The 13,177-nt window shown below is 49.5% G+C and carries 14 protein-coding genes and 1 riboswitch; of the genes, 5 read left to right on the top strand and 9 right to left on the bottom strand.

Going from position 1 to position 13,177, the window contains the following annotated elements; translation table 11 throughout:
* Positions 1 to 48 precede the first annotated feature (48 nt).
* A complete protein-coding gene (locus MKX50_RS06125; protein ID WP_339158771.1) occupies positions 49 to 966 on the top strand; it encodes an AraC family transcriptional regulator in 918 nt (305 codons plus the stop codon).
* Positions 967 to 1,207: 241 nt separating this feature from the next.
* Here MKX50_RS06125 and MKX50_RS06120 read toward each other — a convergent pair whose 3' ends face one another.
* A complete protein-coding gene (locus tag MKX50_RS06120) occupies positions 1,208 to 1,372 on the bottom strand; it encodes a hypothetical protein (protein ID WP_283927332.1) in 165 nt (54 codons plus the stop codon).
* 5 nt (positions 1,373 to 1,377) lie between these two features.
* Positions 1,378 to 1,719: a DUF1492 domain-containing protein gene (locus tag MKX50_RS06115; RefSeq protein WP_155609639.1), complete on the bottom strand. Its 342-nt coding sequence runs from the start codon at positions 1,717 to 1,719 to the stop codon at positions 1,378 to 1,380.
* Positions 1,720 to 1,899: 180 nt separating this feature from the next.
* On the opposite strand from MKX50_RS06115, the gene MKX50_RS06110 reads away from it, so the two are divergent.
* Positions 1,900 to 2,115: a hypothetical protein gene (locus MKX50_RS06110; protein ID WP_306422056.1), complete on the top strand. Its 216-nt coding sequence runs from the start codon at positions 1,900 to 1,902 to the stop codon at positions 2,113 to 2,115.
* Between the two features lie 351 nt (positions 2,116 to 2,466).
* Here the strand turns inward: MKX50_RS06110 and thiE are convergent, their stop codons facing one another.
* From thiE to MKX50_RS06080, 6 genes are all read right to left on the bottom strand, one after another.
* Entirely contained in the window at positions 2,467 to 3,138 is a 672-nt protein-coding gene (gene thiE / locus MKX50_RS06105) for a thiamine phosphate synthase (protein ID WP_339160026.1), read from the bottom strand.
* Positions 3,135 to 3,947 carry a bifunctional hydroxymethylpyrimidine kinase/phosphomethylpyrimidine kinase gene (thiD, locus tag MKX50_RS06100; protein WP_339158765.1) on the bottom strand — a complete coding sequence of 271 codons (813 nt, stop codon included), beginning with the start codon at positions 3,945 to 3,947 and terminating at the stop codon, positions 3,135 to 3,137. Before thiD ends, thiE begins: the two co-directional genes overlap by 4 nt.
* On the bottom strand, positions 3,944 to 4,789 hold the full coding sequence (gene thiM, locus MKX50_RS06095; protein WP_339158763.1) for a hydroxyethylthiazole kinase: 846 nt from the start codon (positions 4,787 to 4,789) through the stop codon (positions 3,944 to 3,946). The genes thiD and thiM overlap by 4 nt, the downstream gene beginning before the upstream one ends.
* A gap of 15 nt (positions 4,790 to 4,804) precedes the next feature.
* Positions 4,805 to 5,494 (bottom strand): thiaminase II, encoded by a 690-nt coding sequence (tenA, locus tag MKX50_RS06090; protein ID WP_339158761.1) that lies wholly within the window; start codon positions 5,492 to 5,494, stop codon positions 4,805 to 4,807.
* 156 nt (positions 5,495 to 5,650) lie between these two features.
* Positions 5,651 to 5,755, bottom strand: a riboswitch (TPP riboswitch).
* 64 nt (positions 5,756 to 5,819) lie between these two features.
* Complete coding sequence (locus MKX50_RS06085) at positions 5,820 to 6,992, bottom strand: SEC-C metal-binding domain-containing protein (protein WP_213592697.1); 1,173 nt, start codon at positions 6,990 to 6,992, stop codon at positions 5,820 to 5,822.
* Positions 6,993 to 7,711: 719 nt separating this feature from the next.
* Positions 7,712 to 8,206, bottom strand: coding sequence for a hypothetical protein (locus tag MKX50_RS06080; protein ID WP_339158760.1), 495 nt, complete (start codon positions 8,204 to 8,206; stop codon positions 7,712 to 7,714).
* Here MKX50_RS06080 and MKX50_RS06075 point away from each other — a divergent pair.
* Both MKX50_RS06075 and MKX50_RS06070 read left to right on the top strand, forming a co-directional pair.
* Positions 8,182 to 9,891, top strand: a complete 1,710-nt coding sequence (locus MKX50_RS06075) for a DUF2339 domain-containing protein (protein ID WP_213592701.1) — start codon at positions 8,182 to 8,184, stop codon at positions 9,889 to 9,891. The genes MKX50_RS06080 and MKX50_RS06075 overlap by 25 nt on opposite strands.
* A gap of 183 nt (positions 9,892 to 10,074) precedes the next feature.
* Complete coding sequence (locus MKX50_RS06070; RefSeq protein WP_213592703.1) at positions 10,075 to 10,614, top strand: hypothetical protein; 540 nt, start codon at positions 10,075 to 10,077, stop codon at positions 10,612 to 10,614.
* A gap of 606 nt (positions 10,615 to 11,220) precedes the next feature.
* Here the strand turns inward: MKX50_RS06070 and MKX50_RS06065 are convergent.
* The gene (locus tag MKX50_RS06065; protein WP_213592705.1) at positions 11,221 to 12,093 is read right to left on the bottom strand and encodes a DUF6612 family protein; all 873 of its coding nucleotides are present in this window, start codon (positions 12,091 to 12,093) and stop codon (positions 11,221 to 11,223) included.
* Positions 12,094 to 12,247: 154 nt separating this feature from the next.
* Here MKX50_RS06065 and MKX50_RS06060 point away from each other — a divergent pair, with 154 nt between their 5' ends.
* Positions 12,248 to 12,853, top strand: coding sequence for a DUF1273 domain-containing protein (locus tag MKX50_RS06060; protein ID WP_213592706.1), 606 nt, complete (start codon positions 12,248 to 12,250; stop codon positions 12,851 to 12,853).
* Positions 12,854 to 13,177 lie beyond the last annotated feature (324 nt).

The following is a 13,177-nucleotide window of genomic DNA, read 5'->3' as shown; positions in this document are numbered from 1 at the left end:
TCTTGTGCTTTTTGGGTTCTATATTGCGCTAGAGGAGCTGTGCCTGACATGACGCATCCCCAGGAATTGCGGGAGCATACGTATTTTAATGATCCATCCTATCCGTTTAATATATTTCGCCTTCGCCAGGAACAGCAGCAGAAGGGCACCCCTTCGTTTTATTTGCATTGGCATGACCATTTCGAGATTCTGCTGGTGGTTGAGGGAAAGGCCGTTTTCTTGATCGACAGCAATCCCTATGAAGCACTGCCCGGCGATATCATTCTTGTCCCCTCTGGAGCTCTGCATGCAGGTTACGCCGCTGACGAAGGGCTGCTGGAATACTATGCCATCGTGTTTAACGCGGCGCTGCTCCGGCATGGCAAAACGCCCGACCCGAAGCACGCGCTCTATATTGCGCCTTATCTGGACGGAGCTCTGCTATTTCCTATCAAGCTAAGTCATCAAGACGAAGAGAACCTGCGCTTCAAGCATATTCTAGAAGAGATCATCCGCGAATTCAAAAGCAAGCAGCCCGGATACGAGCTCATGGTCAAAAGCCAGCTGTACATGCTGTTCACCCTGCTCTCCCGCCGCTTCATGCCCGGCGATCAGCGAGGGCGGGCGAATCTGGCCCATACTCGTAACACGGATCGCTTCAAACAGCTGCTGCTCCATATCGATGAGCATTATGCCGAGCCGATCACCGTATCCAAGGCAGCGGCGATGATGAATCTCAACCCGTATCATTTTTGTAAAATATTCAAAAAAACGACCGGCTCCACGCTGATTGAATACGTCAACTTCATTCGCATCAACGAGGCCATGAGACTGCTAAGCGGCAGCGATCTCACCATTACGGAAATCGCCGGACAGATCGGCTGCGGCAACCCGAATTATTTCACCAAGCTGTTCAAGCAATACAAAGGCCTGACGCCCTCCCAGTGGCGGAAGGAGGCTGCGGGACCCGGCTTGCAGCGCCTCTAAGCGGAAATTGCAGCTCCGTTATGCCTGGCGGTCTGGCGGTCTGGCGGCCCCGCAGTCTAATGGCCTTGTGGCTTCGTCTTCGGGCCAGCAACCAATTGCCGTATGATCAGGTTATCCCGTTCCCAATAATAAGGGAACATCCGGCCCGGCGATTACAACCGCTGCTGCAACATTTTTTACAAAAATATAACTCCAGAGCAAATAAAAAAAGAGGCAAACCCCTGAAAGCACAGGGATTTGCCTACTCCTTCCGCTCCTTAATCAATTCCAGAAACTCTAGTATAATATCCGAAACGGCATCTTCCTCCGACGTGTGAATATACTTGCTTACCCGCAGAATATCCCCTTTATAGAGCTCGATGAGCTTCAAGGTGGATTCCTTATCATTCTGCCTTGCTTTATCCAACAGGTTCAGGAACTCACCATCCGGGACAATTCTTTGATCATCTTTCGCTTCCATTTGTTCACCCCTTGCTGACTCATGTTCAACTCACGGGCAACCTCCTGCTCGGTTTTGTCTTGGATATAGATCTTGAAGATAATCGATCGGCCCGTGTCAGACGGGAGGGCATTAATCAACTGTCTTACGACGATTTTGTTATCAGAAGATGAGGTGAAACTGGTTGTGGCCGGTTCCATTCCGCCAAATGAACACTCCCGCTTCCGCACGACCTTTGCTCGATACTGAATCCGCCAGGCGATCCGATACACTTCTCTGCGATATTGCTCGTACACGGTTTGTTGTTCTTCCAAAGCTACCTCCCCCTTTCAAAATCATCTTCTACCTATAGGGAAAAATTCTTAGAAAATTAACAACTGAGAAATCACCTTATTTATTGAAATTATAACATTTATTTCTATATTCTTGGTTGTAATTCTCCCTTATTATTTTCTCTATATAGTGAAAGGACATTTAGAAGAAAGGAGGGAGCGATGATGCAGGTTGCTGATATGGTTACTCTAGTCACAAACGTCGGTTTTCCCGTTACTCTAAGCTTTATCCTGATCAAATACTTACTGCAAACGATGGGCGAAAAGCTGGACAAAATGGACGATACGATCCACCTCTTAAGCCAGCAGGTCAAGAGCCTTGAAGCTCATGCCGATGCTGCTAAAGCTGCAGATCATGCGGACACGAAAACGAAATGAGGAATACAGGCGACGGAAACAGGAGTAGACTCATAAAGCTGCTGCTCGGGAAGCACTCCCCCTTAAGCATCGCTCCAGGCGGGCCGCTTCCTTTCCTATCATCTTGCTCGCAATCTCTTTAATCTTTATAGAGCCTATAAGGTGCGGCATAGTTTGTACCGAAAAAAGGGGCATTTGTTTATACATTATATGTGCATTAGCGGAAAAATATGACTCGTATTTAATAAGACGTAAAATCCCAATTTTTGTTTCTGAGACCAAATAACTGAATTTTTCATACGGCAAAAAGGCCGCAGATTCCAGTGATGAATCTGCGGCCTGCTTTGATGCTTCAGGGTCCGCGCCGTTCTGTTATCGTCCGGCTGCCCGGGCGACCTGCTCCAGCAGATTTCTGGCAGCTTCGCGTACATTCGCCGCCTGTGTAGCCGCAGAGATGACAGCAACGCCGTCCGCGCCTGCTCGCACCACCTCAGCAGCACGCTCAGCGTTAATGCCCCCAATACCGACGATCGGCAATTGGATCCCTTGCGCCCGCATGTCCTGGATCATTCCCGTCCCCTGCACCGGGCGCGCGTCATCCTTGGAGATCGTCGGGTAGACCGGGCCGACGCCGATATAGTCGGCGCCGTGAACAAGCGCTGTCCGCGCCTCCTTCACCGTGTGCGCGGACACGCCGAGGATGCGGTTGCCGATCCGTGCGCGAACGGTCCCCGCGGCTTCATCGTCCTGACCGACGTGGATGCCGTCCGCCCCGATCCGGGCGGCTAGCTCCACGTCATCGTTGACGATGAATGGCACCCCGGCGCGGCGGCAGGCCGCTTGCAGCTCGAGAGCGAGCGCAAGCTTGGCCTCCCCGGTCAGCGCGCCCGGGCCCTTCTCGCGGAACTGGATCATCGTCGCGCCCCCGCTCAACGCTTCCTCCACGACGCGCAGCGGCTTCTCCCGGCAGTTCACGCTGCCAATGACGAGGTACATCCGCAAGTACCGGCGCATTTGTTCAGGAGAGATGCTGCTGCCGCTCATCGCTCCTGCTCCTTTCTGCGGCGAAGTGCCCAGTGATTCGTCGGGCCATGTCCCTGCCCCAGCTCCAGGCTGTCCTCGATCGCAGCCTGGATATAATCGCGGGCCATCTGCACCGCCTCCAGCACTGGCAATCCCTTCGCCAGTCCGGCAGTTATCGCCGCGGAATAAGTACAGCCCGTTCCGTGCGTATGAACGGTATGAATCCGCCGGCCCTTCAGCTCCGTGCAAGACGCGCCGTCGTAGATCAGGTCGACCACCTGCTCGCCATCCTCGTCGTGTCCGCCCTTGATCACGGCAACTGCCGGGCCATAAGCGCAGATGCGCTTGGCTGCCTCACGGCGATCCGCCATCGAGCGGATAGTCATGCCGGACAATGCCTCGGCTTCCGGTATATTCGGCGTGACGATCAGCGCCAGCGGCAGCAGCTGCTCCTTCAAGGCTCGCACGGCTTCCGGCAGCAGCAAATCTGCTCCGCCCTTGGCGATCATCACCGGATCAACGACGACATTGCGCCAGCCATGCTCCTTGATGCGTCCAGCCACCGCTTCAATAATCTCGGCGCTGAACAGCATCCCCGTCTTCAAGGCATCGACGCCTAGATCGGTGCTTACGGCATCGATTTGCTCTACAGCAGCTTGCGGCGGCAGCGGGTACACGCCCTGAACGCCCAGCGTATTCTGCACCGTGATGGCGGTAATGGCCGACATGCCGAAGACATCCAGCTCCTGGAATGTCTTGAGATCGGCCTGTATGCCCGCACCGCCTCCGCTATCCGAACCGGCAACCGTAAGTGCTCTGGCTATGCTCATATCAATGCCTCCCCTGTGGCGGAGGCCTGAAATTCGCGAACCGCAGCATGTCCCTTCAGGGAGTGAGGGTGAAGTTTGGCCAACTCATCGAGAAAAGCGACTTGGAAACTGCCCGGGCCGATTTCAGATGTGCGCTCAGCCGCCCGTGAGGCAGCCGCGCCGTAAAAGGCCAGCCCAGCTGTACCCGCCAGCAGCAAATCCTTCTCCACCGCGGCAAAAGCGCCCAGCACCGATGTCAGCAGGCAGCCTGCTCCCGTCACCTGGGTCAGCAGCGCATCCCCGCCGCTAACGATCCGGCACAGGCTCCCGTCCGAGATAACATCCTCCTTGCCTGTAATCGCTACGATCGCATTCAGCTGCCGCGAAGCCCGCAGGCCAAGTCCGGCGTTCTCATTGTCGGCGCCATCCCCGGCGTCAACGCCTTTGATTTCACGCGACTCGCCGATAAGGTTGGCGATTTCCGCCGCATTTCCCCGCACGAGGGAGACCTTCACCTCGCGGAGAATCCGCAGCGCCGATTCCGTGCGGAATGCCGTTGCCCCTGCCCCAACCGGGTCAAGCAGTACCGGTACGCCATGCTCATTCGCCGATTTTCCGGCAATGATCATCGCCTCGACCTGCTCCTTCGTCAACGTGCCGATATTGAGCACGAGCGCCCCGGCGATTTTTGCCATATCGGCCACCTCCTCCGGCGCATACGCCATGACGGGAGATGCACCAAGAGCATATAGCCCGTTTGCTGTAAAATTGGTAACTACTACGTTGGTCATATTATGAATAAGCGGTTTGGTTCTCTGAACCTTTGTAAGAAGTGCTGTTATATCGTTTTCCAGTGTATTCATTATGATCCGCCTCACTTATAATGCGTATTCCGCCGTGTTCATGGACACCGGCCAATCCTGAACGTTATAGGCCATATCCCAGAACATATACTCGAGCTGGCAGCTCAATAGATAGTGCTCGGTCATTTTTTTGCGTTCAAGCTCGGTTGTCATTTCCGCCCACTTGTCCAGACGCTCGGAGAATTTAGCGGTCGTATTCGTCCGCGTCTCATAGAAATGGATCCATTCATAGAATGGATGGGCCTCGGTCGGCTGCACTTCTCTCATCAGCTTCTCCCCGATCTCCAGGTAAGTCCACGGACACGGCAGCAGCACCGCCATAATTTCAGCCAGGCTTCCTTCATGGGCCACGTTCAGCATGTGGCGGATATAGTGATGTGCCCCCGGAGCGAGCGCATAACCCTGCATTTCATCATAGCTGACTCCGGCAACCGCACAGAAGTTATTATGCGGATGAACTTCACTGTTCAGAATAAAAGAGATTTGCTGATTAAACATTTCGATCTCGTCGCGGCTCGAGCATTTGGATATGGCAATGCCATAAATCCGCATATACGCCGTTAAATATTCATGATCCTGCTTGACGTAGTGAATGAGCTGCTCCTTCCGCAAGTCGCCGTTAGCGATTCCTCTCACAAAAGGGTGTTCAAAAATAGCCTGAAAGATACCGTCCGCTTTCTGACGAAGCTCCTGCGTAAAACTCATGGTTCCCCACCTCCGGATATAATGCGAACATGATCAGGAAGCCGTTAGGGACGATGCCGCACATGCAAAAATACCAAAAAGGCCGCTCCATCAATGGAGCGGCCTCATTCAACGCCACCTTTACACGGGCAGCAAGCTGCAATAAGTGTCAGGCATCGGATTCCGACTCCACTTTCCTACGCTAGTACGAACTAGATCAGGTTCAAAGGGTCCAAGATTACGATCTTGTCTCAGCCGCTGCCGGCTCCCCTAGTGGACTTCCTATTCATTTTCACTATTACTGTATCTGTCTTTACAAGTGTTGTCAAATTTTTGGCATTTCATTTTACTTGCCGCAGCATTTTTTGTACTTGAAGCCGCTGCCGCACGGGCATGGTTCGTTGCGGCCGATTTTGGTGACGGACACCTGGCTTTTGTTCAAAGGACTTAGCTGGCGATGCGCCGCTCTCAGCTCCACATTTCCGGAAATCCGGTTCATCTCAGAAGGTGTATGACCTCTGTGCATCCACAGTCTTGTATGGTTGTACACATCGTTCATTAGAGCGATAACCGTATCCGCCTGCTCCATGCTTTGGAATTTCAGGCCTCTTCTCTCGAATTCATGGATCAGCTCTCCCGAAGTCGCTTGCATCGTGCAGGCTAACTGTATATCGTCGATAAGATAGTCGATCATTTCCGCATCACGGGAAATTTCCTTCATGATGTATGCTCTCAGCTTTGTCAGCTGCGGCGTCATCTCGAAGTAATCTTCATCGGCATATTTCAGCAGTTCTTCGCGTTTCGGAATGAAATAAGGCTTGCCTTGTACTTGCGCCAGCAGTTCTTTAAGCTCTCCTTGCGAATCCTCTAGAGACAAATATCCGTCGACGATGAAGCCGTCCTCTATCGTATAATTCTGTTCTCTGCTCGTTAACTCTCCAAGCAGCTCCTTGAACCGTTTCTGATCGAGCTGTTCGCTGTTCTGCGCATTGTAAATTTCAATGACCTTATCCGGTTCGATCACACCGTATAAGTGCGTCATAGCTAATATATACTCATGAACGAGCTGTACACTCGCCCGTTGTTGATGGAATTTTGCGTGATCCAGCTTGGCATAGGCTTCTCTAATCTCGTCCGGCAGGACGACATAAAGCTGACCCTCGCTGAAATAAGTAAATACTAGCCCACGGTTCATTAAATACCAGTAGTGCTCAATTAGAATGAGATTGTTCTGCAGAACAGGTTGACGAAGAAGCGATTCGAACAATTGCCATTCCAGGCCGCCGACAATCAGCAGGGCGGATTGCAGATGCTCCGCATCGGTCATGTATGCTGTTAGCGCTTCTATTAATTCTTGCTTTTTCATCTTGGAACGTCCAGGCAAATTGCAGGCCGAAGCAAGCGATGACAAACGGACCTTCGTCAAATCTTGAAGAATGTCAGGCAGGCTTGTCGTCACTTCCCCGATAATCGCATGCTGGATATTCATTTGTTCAAGCATTTCATTATAATCTTCCAAGTTCAGTTCTCCTCTTTCAATTCCTTGTTTCCTTTGGATTTCCTTTTGCCTCATACCATCATTATACCACCGGATAATTCTCCTATTTCGGGCTCAACTACATATACTACCACATAAATGGCATCTAGGAGAGGGATTCTCAGCAAAATTCATAATTTGGTTGTTAGGTTTACCATCGGCATTGAGATGCATAAACACCAAACGCAGCACATTAAATGGAAATGACGCATCTAATTAAGCATAAGACAACTATTTCTGGAAATTAGATGGATTTTTACACCTTAAATGATGGATTCAGACCATTGCTGGCAATTTCCCTTCTTCTAATGACAAGAAATCCATGTAAATCGAATTTCCCTGTCTTGCTGCAGGAACTAACTGCTATAAATCCATTTATTACGAGTTAAACAACAAAAATGGATAAGGGCAAGCACGCACAATGTTCCTGCAACTGCTTGGCTCCTAGATCGATTTCTGCAATGATATCGTACAATAAACCTAAAGTATTTACTTCCAAAATATGGACTTGAAGGATTGCCAGCCATCCGTTATTGTCAATGGTTGATCAGGTATCGTAATCAGAGTGTTCAACATTTAAATAAGCAGAGGTGATACGAACTTGGATAAAGACAAAAAGATCAGAGAACTGGAGGAAGAATTAAGAAAGATCAGCGAACAACTGTCTGAGCTGAAACTAGGCGAAGGACCCGCATCAAAACCTATGAACCCGGTACTAGAAAAGGAAGCGGACCAGGATCCCGCCCTTGATCCGTCCCTTCGGGCACAGCGGCAAAGTCAGCAGTCCGGACCACCGCCATGGAACCCGCAAGGCCCACAACAGCAACAACATCAGCAAGTTTACCGACAACCAGAGCAGCAGCAGCAACAACAGTATCTAAACGACCAACGCCGGCAATCGGACCCGCAACTAAAGCAGCAGTCCCAACAACAGCACTACCAGCAAGAACATGTCCAAAATCAAGACACATTCGTTGGCATGCGGCATAACCAGCAGCAGACTGACCACCCTGGGTGGGGTCCGCATCGATCGCAACAACATCAACATCAGTATCCACACCAGCATGAGCAACAACATCAACATCAATCTCAGCACCCACACCAATATGAGCAACATCAGGAGCATCAACAAGCGGGGCAACAGCGGAACTTACAACACGATTATCAGCAAATGTACAATCAACAGGAGCTGCCACATAACGATCAGCAGGGGCACTCTTTAAGTCAGGAAGCATCCCCCGATGCTCCGCAGTACAGCCAGCAGCAACAGGCACAGTTCCTGAACCAGGCGCCTCCTGCGGGAGCGCCATATCCAGGCCAACAGCCGAAATTCCAGCAGCCTTCGTTTGTGAAGCCTCCGGCGAATCCCCCCCGTACCTCGCAAGATTGGGAATACGCGATTTCACGGGTATGGCTGCCGCGGGTTTTCATCGTCGTGTTATTGCTTGGCGTACTCTGGCTGTTCATGGCCGCTGTCAACGCCGGATATTTAAATGAGCCGCTGCGCTGCCTGCTAGGAGCCGTCCTCGCCGCAGTCATGTACTGGTTTGGAGACAGGCAGGTTCGCCAGCAGCGTGAGGCGTTGGGGCAGGTCCTACTAGGCGGAGCGAACGCCGTGCTGGTGCTCACTCTATTTGCCGCGCATATGCTCTATAACTTGATACCGCTTGGCATTGCCTTTGTCCTGTACATCATGTCCATCGCCTTTGGCGTGTTCATAGCGGTTCACCATCGATCGCAAACGCTGGTCATCATTGCCTTGCTGTCCGGATACCTCATACCGTTTCTGGTCAAGTCCCCGGCCAGCCCGTGGATGTTCGTGCTGTACGAGGTCATTTTTTCTATCGCCATGATGCTCGTAGCAATCCGTTTCAATTTCCGGGCCGCTTATATCGTAGCCATTTCCGTCCTGCATGTACCGCTCCTAATCCTGTATGTGCAAGGCCTATACGATAAGAGCAAATATCTCTTCTTAATCGCCGTATTATTACAGCATTTCGTATTATATGGAATTACAGTGGCCCGCCGCTACCGGCACAAGCTGGATCAGATGATTTTGCTGCCGATTGGCTTTTTCCTGCTCTCCCTTTGGGTCATCGGACTGTACTCTGGAGAGGAAGGTTATACATTCAGCATTCTAATGGCTTTATTGTCCATCCTGTACAGCGTGACCACCGTGCTGTCCTTAAAGCACAAAGAAATGTCGCAGCTATTTGCTTCCATTGCTACATACGGCTGGGTCGTATTTATCGTCGACAGCGTAGGCAGCAACTACAAGGCCAGCGTGCTGCTTGTCTTGGGCATGCTCTCCTTGGCGCTTGGCATTAAGCTGAGAAGCCTGCTGCAGCAAATCGTCGGCTTAACCTTATACTTGTTTAGCGCATTGCTTATTTTATTCAGCCCTATACCTGCGTTTTTCTCCAGCGAGACGCTGGCCTGGTTTTTGCTCGTCATCAGCATGCCGATTCCGTATTTTATGGTAAAAAATGAACAGGAGCCTAAATGGATCCATTCTCTTTGGAACGTCTTCAATTGGGTTGAGGCAGCGCTTTGTCTCATTTTCCTCACCCAGATTGCCCATGTATTAGGCAAATCCTTCAGCAGCGATGTCCAGCATTTGAGCTTGTCCGGCGCATGGATTCTTTATTCGGCCGGCCTGATTATTTTCGGGCTGATCACGAACCGCTCCCGCGTCAGACTGGCAGGCGTTATTTTCTTGTTTGTCATTTTGCTGAAAGTCGTTATTATTGATTTGCCATGGGTATCGATCGGCGTAAGGGCTGCATTATTTATCGCCTTGGGGCTTGCGGGAATAGCTACCTCGAGATTGCTTTATAAGAAGAAGCAGGACGAGGAGCAGCCCATGTCCCCGGATGCATAAACAAGAACCAGAACAGCAGTCCTGTGTGTAAAATATTAGCTGATTTCTTGGCAGTGTCAGAGGAACCGTCTTTTAGGCGGTTCTTTTTTCTGCAATACAACCGCACTCCGCATATAAATTGCCACCAGGATTATGATATAATCACGGCACGATGAAATTTATGTAATTTTAGGGAGGCAGTACATGCTCACGTTCCAACAGAAGATCCACATTCTTGAATCCTTTCCCCAGCTTGAGCGCCGGGACGTATCGCTGGGTCGCGTCAACTTCCACTATGAAGGCAGCATTTATGACAAAAAAACGGTCGGCTATCATCTGCATCCAAACGGCAACGGCTTTATTTATGCCGGGCGGCTCGATCGGTCCGATGTGAATGATAAAGGCTTCGTCAACATTCGCGACTTCACGGAATCCGAGCTTCGCCAACTGGTGCAGCAATCGATCGATTCACTGTCCGGGCTGAGTGCAAGTTATTCCGGTTCCCCAGTACCAGGCACAGGAGCCGCTGCAATAAGCGGTGATACAAGCGGGTTAGGTATACAAGCGGCAATATCAGGCGAGAACTCCAGCGAAGAGCTTTGGCTTGACCCGGAAGGAACCAGCCTGCTGCTCAAGCCAGCAGACGACTTATGGTATGTTTACGCCGGCTCCGCCATTGAAATGGTGTTCGAGACCCGGGAGGAAGCAGAGGAATATTTGCGCGAGGAAGGCTTTGCACCTTAGGGAAGGCAGGGCTGCCCATTTTATATAACTTCAAAATGATGCAACAGCAACTGATAACCACAGTCCAATGCTCTTAATTGGCTGTGGTTTTTTCGCATACAAATATTTTTTGTCAAGATGAATCAAAAAAGTGTTTGAAATTAGACACAAAATGTTTAATAATATGTAATAAGGGTGACACAAATTGTTCACAAATTATGAATTCAGCATTCACAAGGAGCTGATCCGTATGCAAAAGCCAAAAACAGAGTATAAAAACGAAAGCAACATCTTTGCCTGGATTGTCGCATTAGGTACATTCTATACACTGTTCTATACGACCTTTACGATCCTGGCCATTCACGGTTAATAACAAACAGAACATAAGATTTAGGCCTTTCTGAGAGCCAGAAAGGTCTATTTGTGTGGAACGGTTTCTCAGGCACTACATGCTTATTCGAAGGATCGTCGGATGGGGCTGCTCCGAATTACCAGCCGACGCTTTTAACCATTCTTCCATTCAGCACAACACAGTACCCGAACAACGCCTAATGCTGCCAGCCCACCAATAAACCGCCGAACCCGTAAGTTCGTTCGGCCGTTATCATATTATAGGAGCGAGTAAGCTTAAATTGCGCTATCAATCACGTCCTGCGGAATTTTTATCTCATCCAACACATTGTGATTGGAAATTTGACCGTTCGAGCTCATTACCCATAACGTGAATTGATCTTCGATTTCCATCTCCAATTCCAAATACATGTCGATTCTCGTTGGAAGATATGTTTCTTTATCTATAGCATTACTGAGCATGATTCTTTTAATCGTAAGCACTTCCAGCATTGCTGCCATTTCTTCTTCTTTACCGATGGCTACTTGACCTATTAGGCTTGCTGCCAATTTTTTATATTCGTCTCCCGAAAGGTCGGCAGACAATATATATTCATCCTCTTCTTCGGTAACTGTGACTTCCTTATTCATTAACTTGAAATTCTCCAATCGAGCTTCCAGGCTAGATGCTTGTTGCATTCTCGAAATCAAACCTTCCTGTACAACCTTAGGAATCCTAACCCAAGCACCATCCGTTAAGATATAGATACCTTCATTCGTTATGTATTGCTTAATCACTGTCTTACCTTCTTCCTCGGCGTCGTTTTCGAGTTCCTGGTAAATGGCGAATGGCTTCTGTTGAACGTCTATCATCATAACGGCCTTGGTGTTATTGCTTGTTTCTTGATCGCCTTGCTTTACCGTCATCTTTTGATTAACATTTCCTTGCATCGAATAGCTCTTTAGAGCTTTGGCAGCTTCAGCTGATCTCATAATCAATTCGTCGACCGTAGGCAAAGGACCTTCAGCTGAAGCTGAAGCAGAACCAGCTTCGTATACATCTGCGTTCGTTGCAGGTGTATTCACGCTTCCCGCCTCCTTCTCCTTTCCACAAGCTGTGATGTTTACTAGTAACATTGCCCCCAATAGTACTGCTGTGAATTTCGTCAAAGATTATTTCCTCCTAATTACTTAGTACTCTAAACATAATAATCAAATTGCACCGATACTGAAATTATTTTTCCTGTCAGGTAGCTATCTCAAGAAAGCTATTCTATGATTATAAATAATCCAAAAAATTTTAATAGAACGAAGGAGTCCTACATTGAAGAACTTATTCGTGACCGGTTACCGGGCTCATGAGCTTGGCATTTTCAATAATAAACATGAAGGAATCCCCTATATTCAGCAGGCGATCCGGAACAAGCTGATCCCTCTTCTGGAGGAAGGCTTGGAATGGGTGATCACTCCCGGACAATACGGCGTCGATCTTTGGGCTTGCGAGGCCGCCATTTCGCTAAAGACGCAGTATCCGCAGCTAAAATGCTCCATTATTACGGCATTTAGTAATCCAGAGGAAAAGTGGAGCGATGATAAAAAAATATATTACGAAGAGCTGCTGCGAAGTATCGATCACTATGCCGCGGTAAGCAAAGAGTCTTACGAGGGCAAATGGCAGTTCATAGCGAGGGACGAGCTGCTCCTGCGTAAAACGGATGGCATCCTGCTCGTCTATGACGAAGAGATGGGCGAGGCCAGCCCCAAGTTCATTAAGCAGCGGGCGCTTCGCAAACATGCGGAAGAAGGGTATGAAGTCCTTACCATCGGCGCCGAGGAAATTCAATCCTTGGCCGAGGAAGAGGCGGAAGCCCAGTTTAATGATGAGCAAGCTTATGAATGGCTTGATCCTGGGCAGGAATCATCAACATAAACGGATAGTCACGGCCCGAGCAGCGAGAAACTTTACTCAACCAGCGAGCGAATTTATTGCTTTTTGCAGGAGTTTTTACTCGGTCATTGGAGCCAATGCTCCTTCAACACGGTCTATAGCTTCATTCAATGCTCGGTTCTCTGACTATCCAAGTTAATTGGATTTCGTGCATTTATTCTATTCTGATCAGACAATAACGAGAAAATAGGTGGATAGCGAGTATCTATAAACGCTGGATTCATCGGATTCGCTTTCTTTCTTCGCTATTAAAGACACGAAATCCAGTTAATTATGCGGTTTACGACTACATGTATATTTTAAATA

The sequence above is a fragment of the Paenibacillus sp. FSL W8-0186 genome (assembly GCF_037969765.1).
In the GTDB taxonomy this organism is placed as follows: Bacteria; Bacillota; Bacilli; order Paenibacillales; family Paenibacillaceae; genus Fontibacillus; species Fontibacillus woosongensis.
The sequence above is the reverse complement of the archived record's forward strand: the minus strand, read 5'-3'. Positions and strand labels throughout refer to the sequence as shown.

What these genes read in the sequence shown, in the direction of transcription:
- MKX50_RS06125 (WP_339158771.1), top strand. Translation starts at nt 49, where the DNA reads ATGACGCATCCCCAGGAATTGCGGGAGCATACGTATTTTAATGATCCA.
- MKX50_RS06110 (WP_306422056.1), top strand. Translation starts at nt 1,900, where the DNA reads ATGATGCAGGTTGCTGATATGGTTACTCTAGTCACAAACGTCGGTTTT.
- thiE (WP_339160026.1), bottom strand. Translation starts at nt 3,138, where the DNA reads ATGAGCGGCAGCAGCATCTCTCCTGAACAAATGCGCCGGTACTTGCGG.
- thiD (WP_339158765.1), bottom strand. Translation starts at nt 3,947, where the DNA reads ATGAGCATAGCCAGAGCACTTACGGTTGCCGGTTCGGATAGCGGAGGC.
- thiM (WP_339158763.1), bottom strand. Translation starts at nt 4,789, where the DNA reads ATGAATACACTGGAAAACGATATAACAGCACTTCTTACAAAGGTTCAG.
- tenA (WP_339158761.1), bottom strand. Translation starts at nt 5,494, where the DNA reads ATGAGTTTTACGCAGGAGCTTCGTCAGAAAGCGGACGGTATCTTTCAG.
- MKX50_RS06075 (WP_213592701.1), top strand. Translation starts at nt 8,182, where the DNA reads ATGTACAATCAACAGGAGCTGCCACATAACGATCAGCAGGGGCACTCT.
- MKX50_RS06070 (WP_213592703.1), top strand. Translation starts at nt 10,075, where the DNA reads ATGCTCACGTTCCAACAGAAGATCCACATTCTTGAATCCTTTCCCCAG.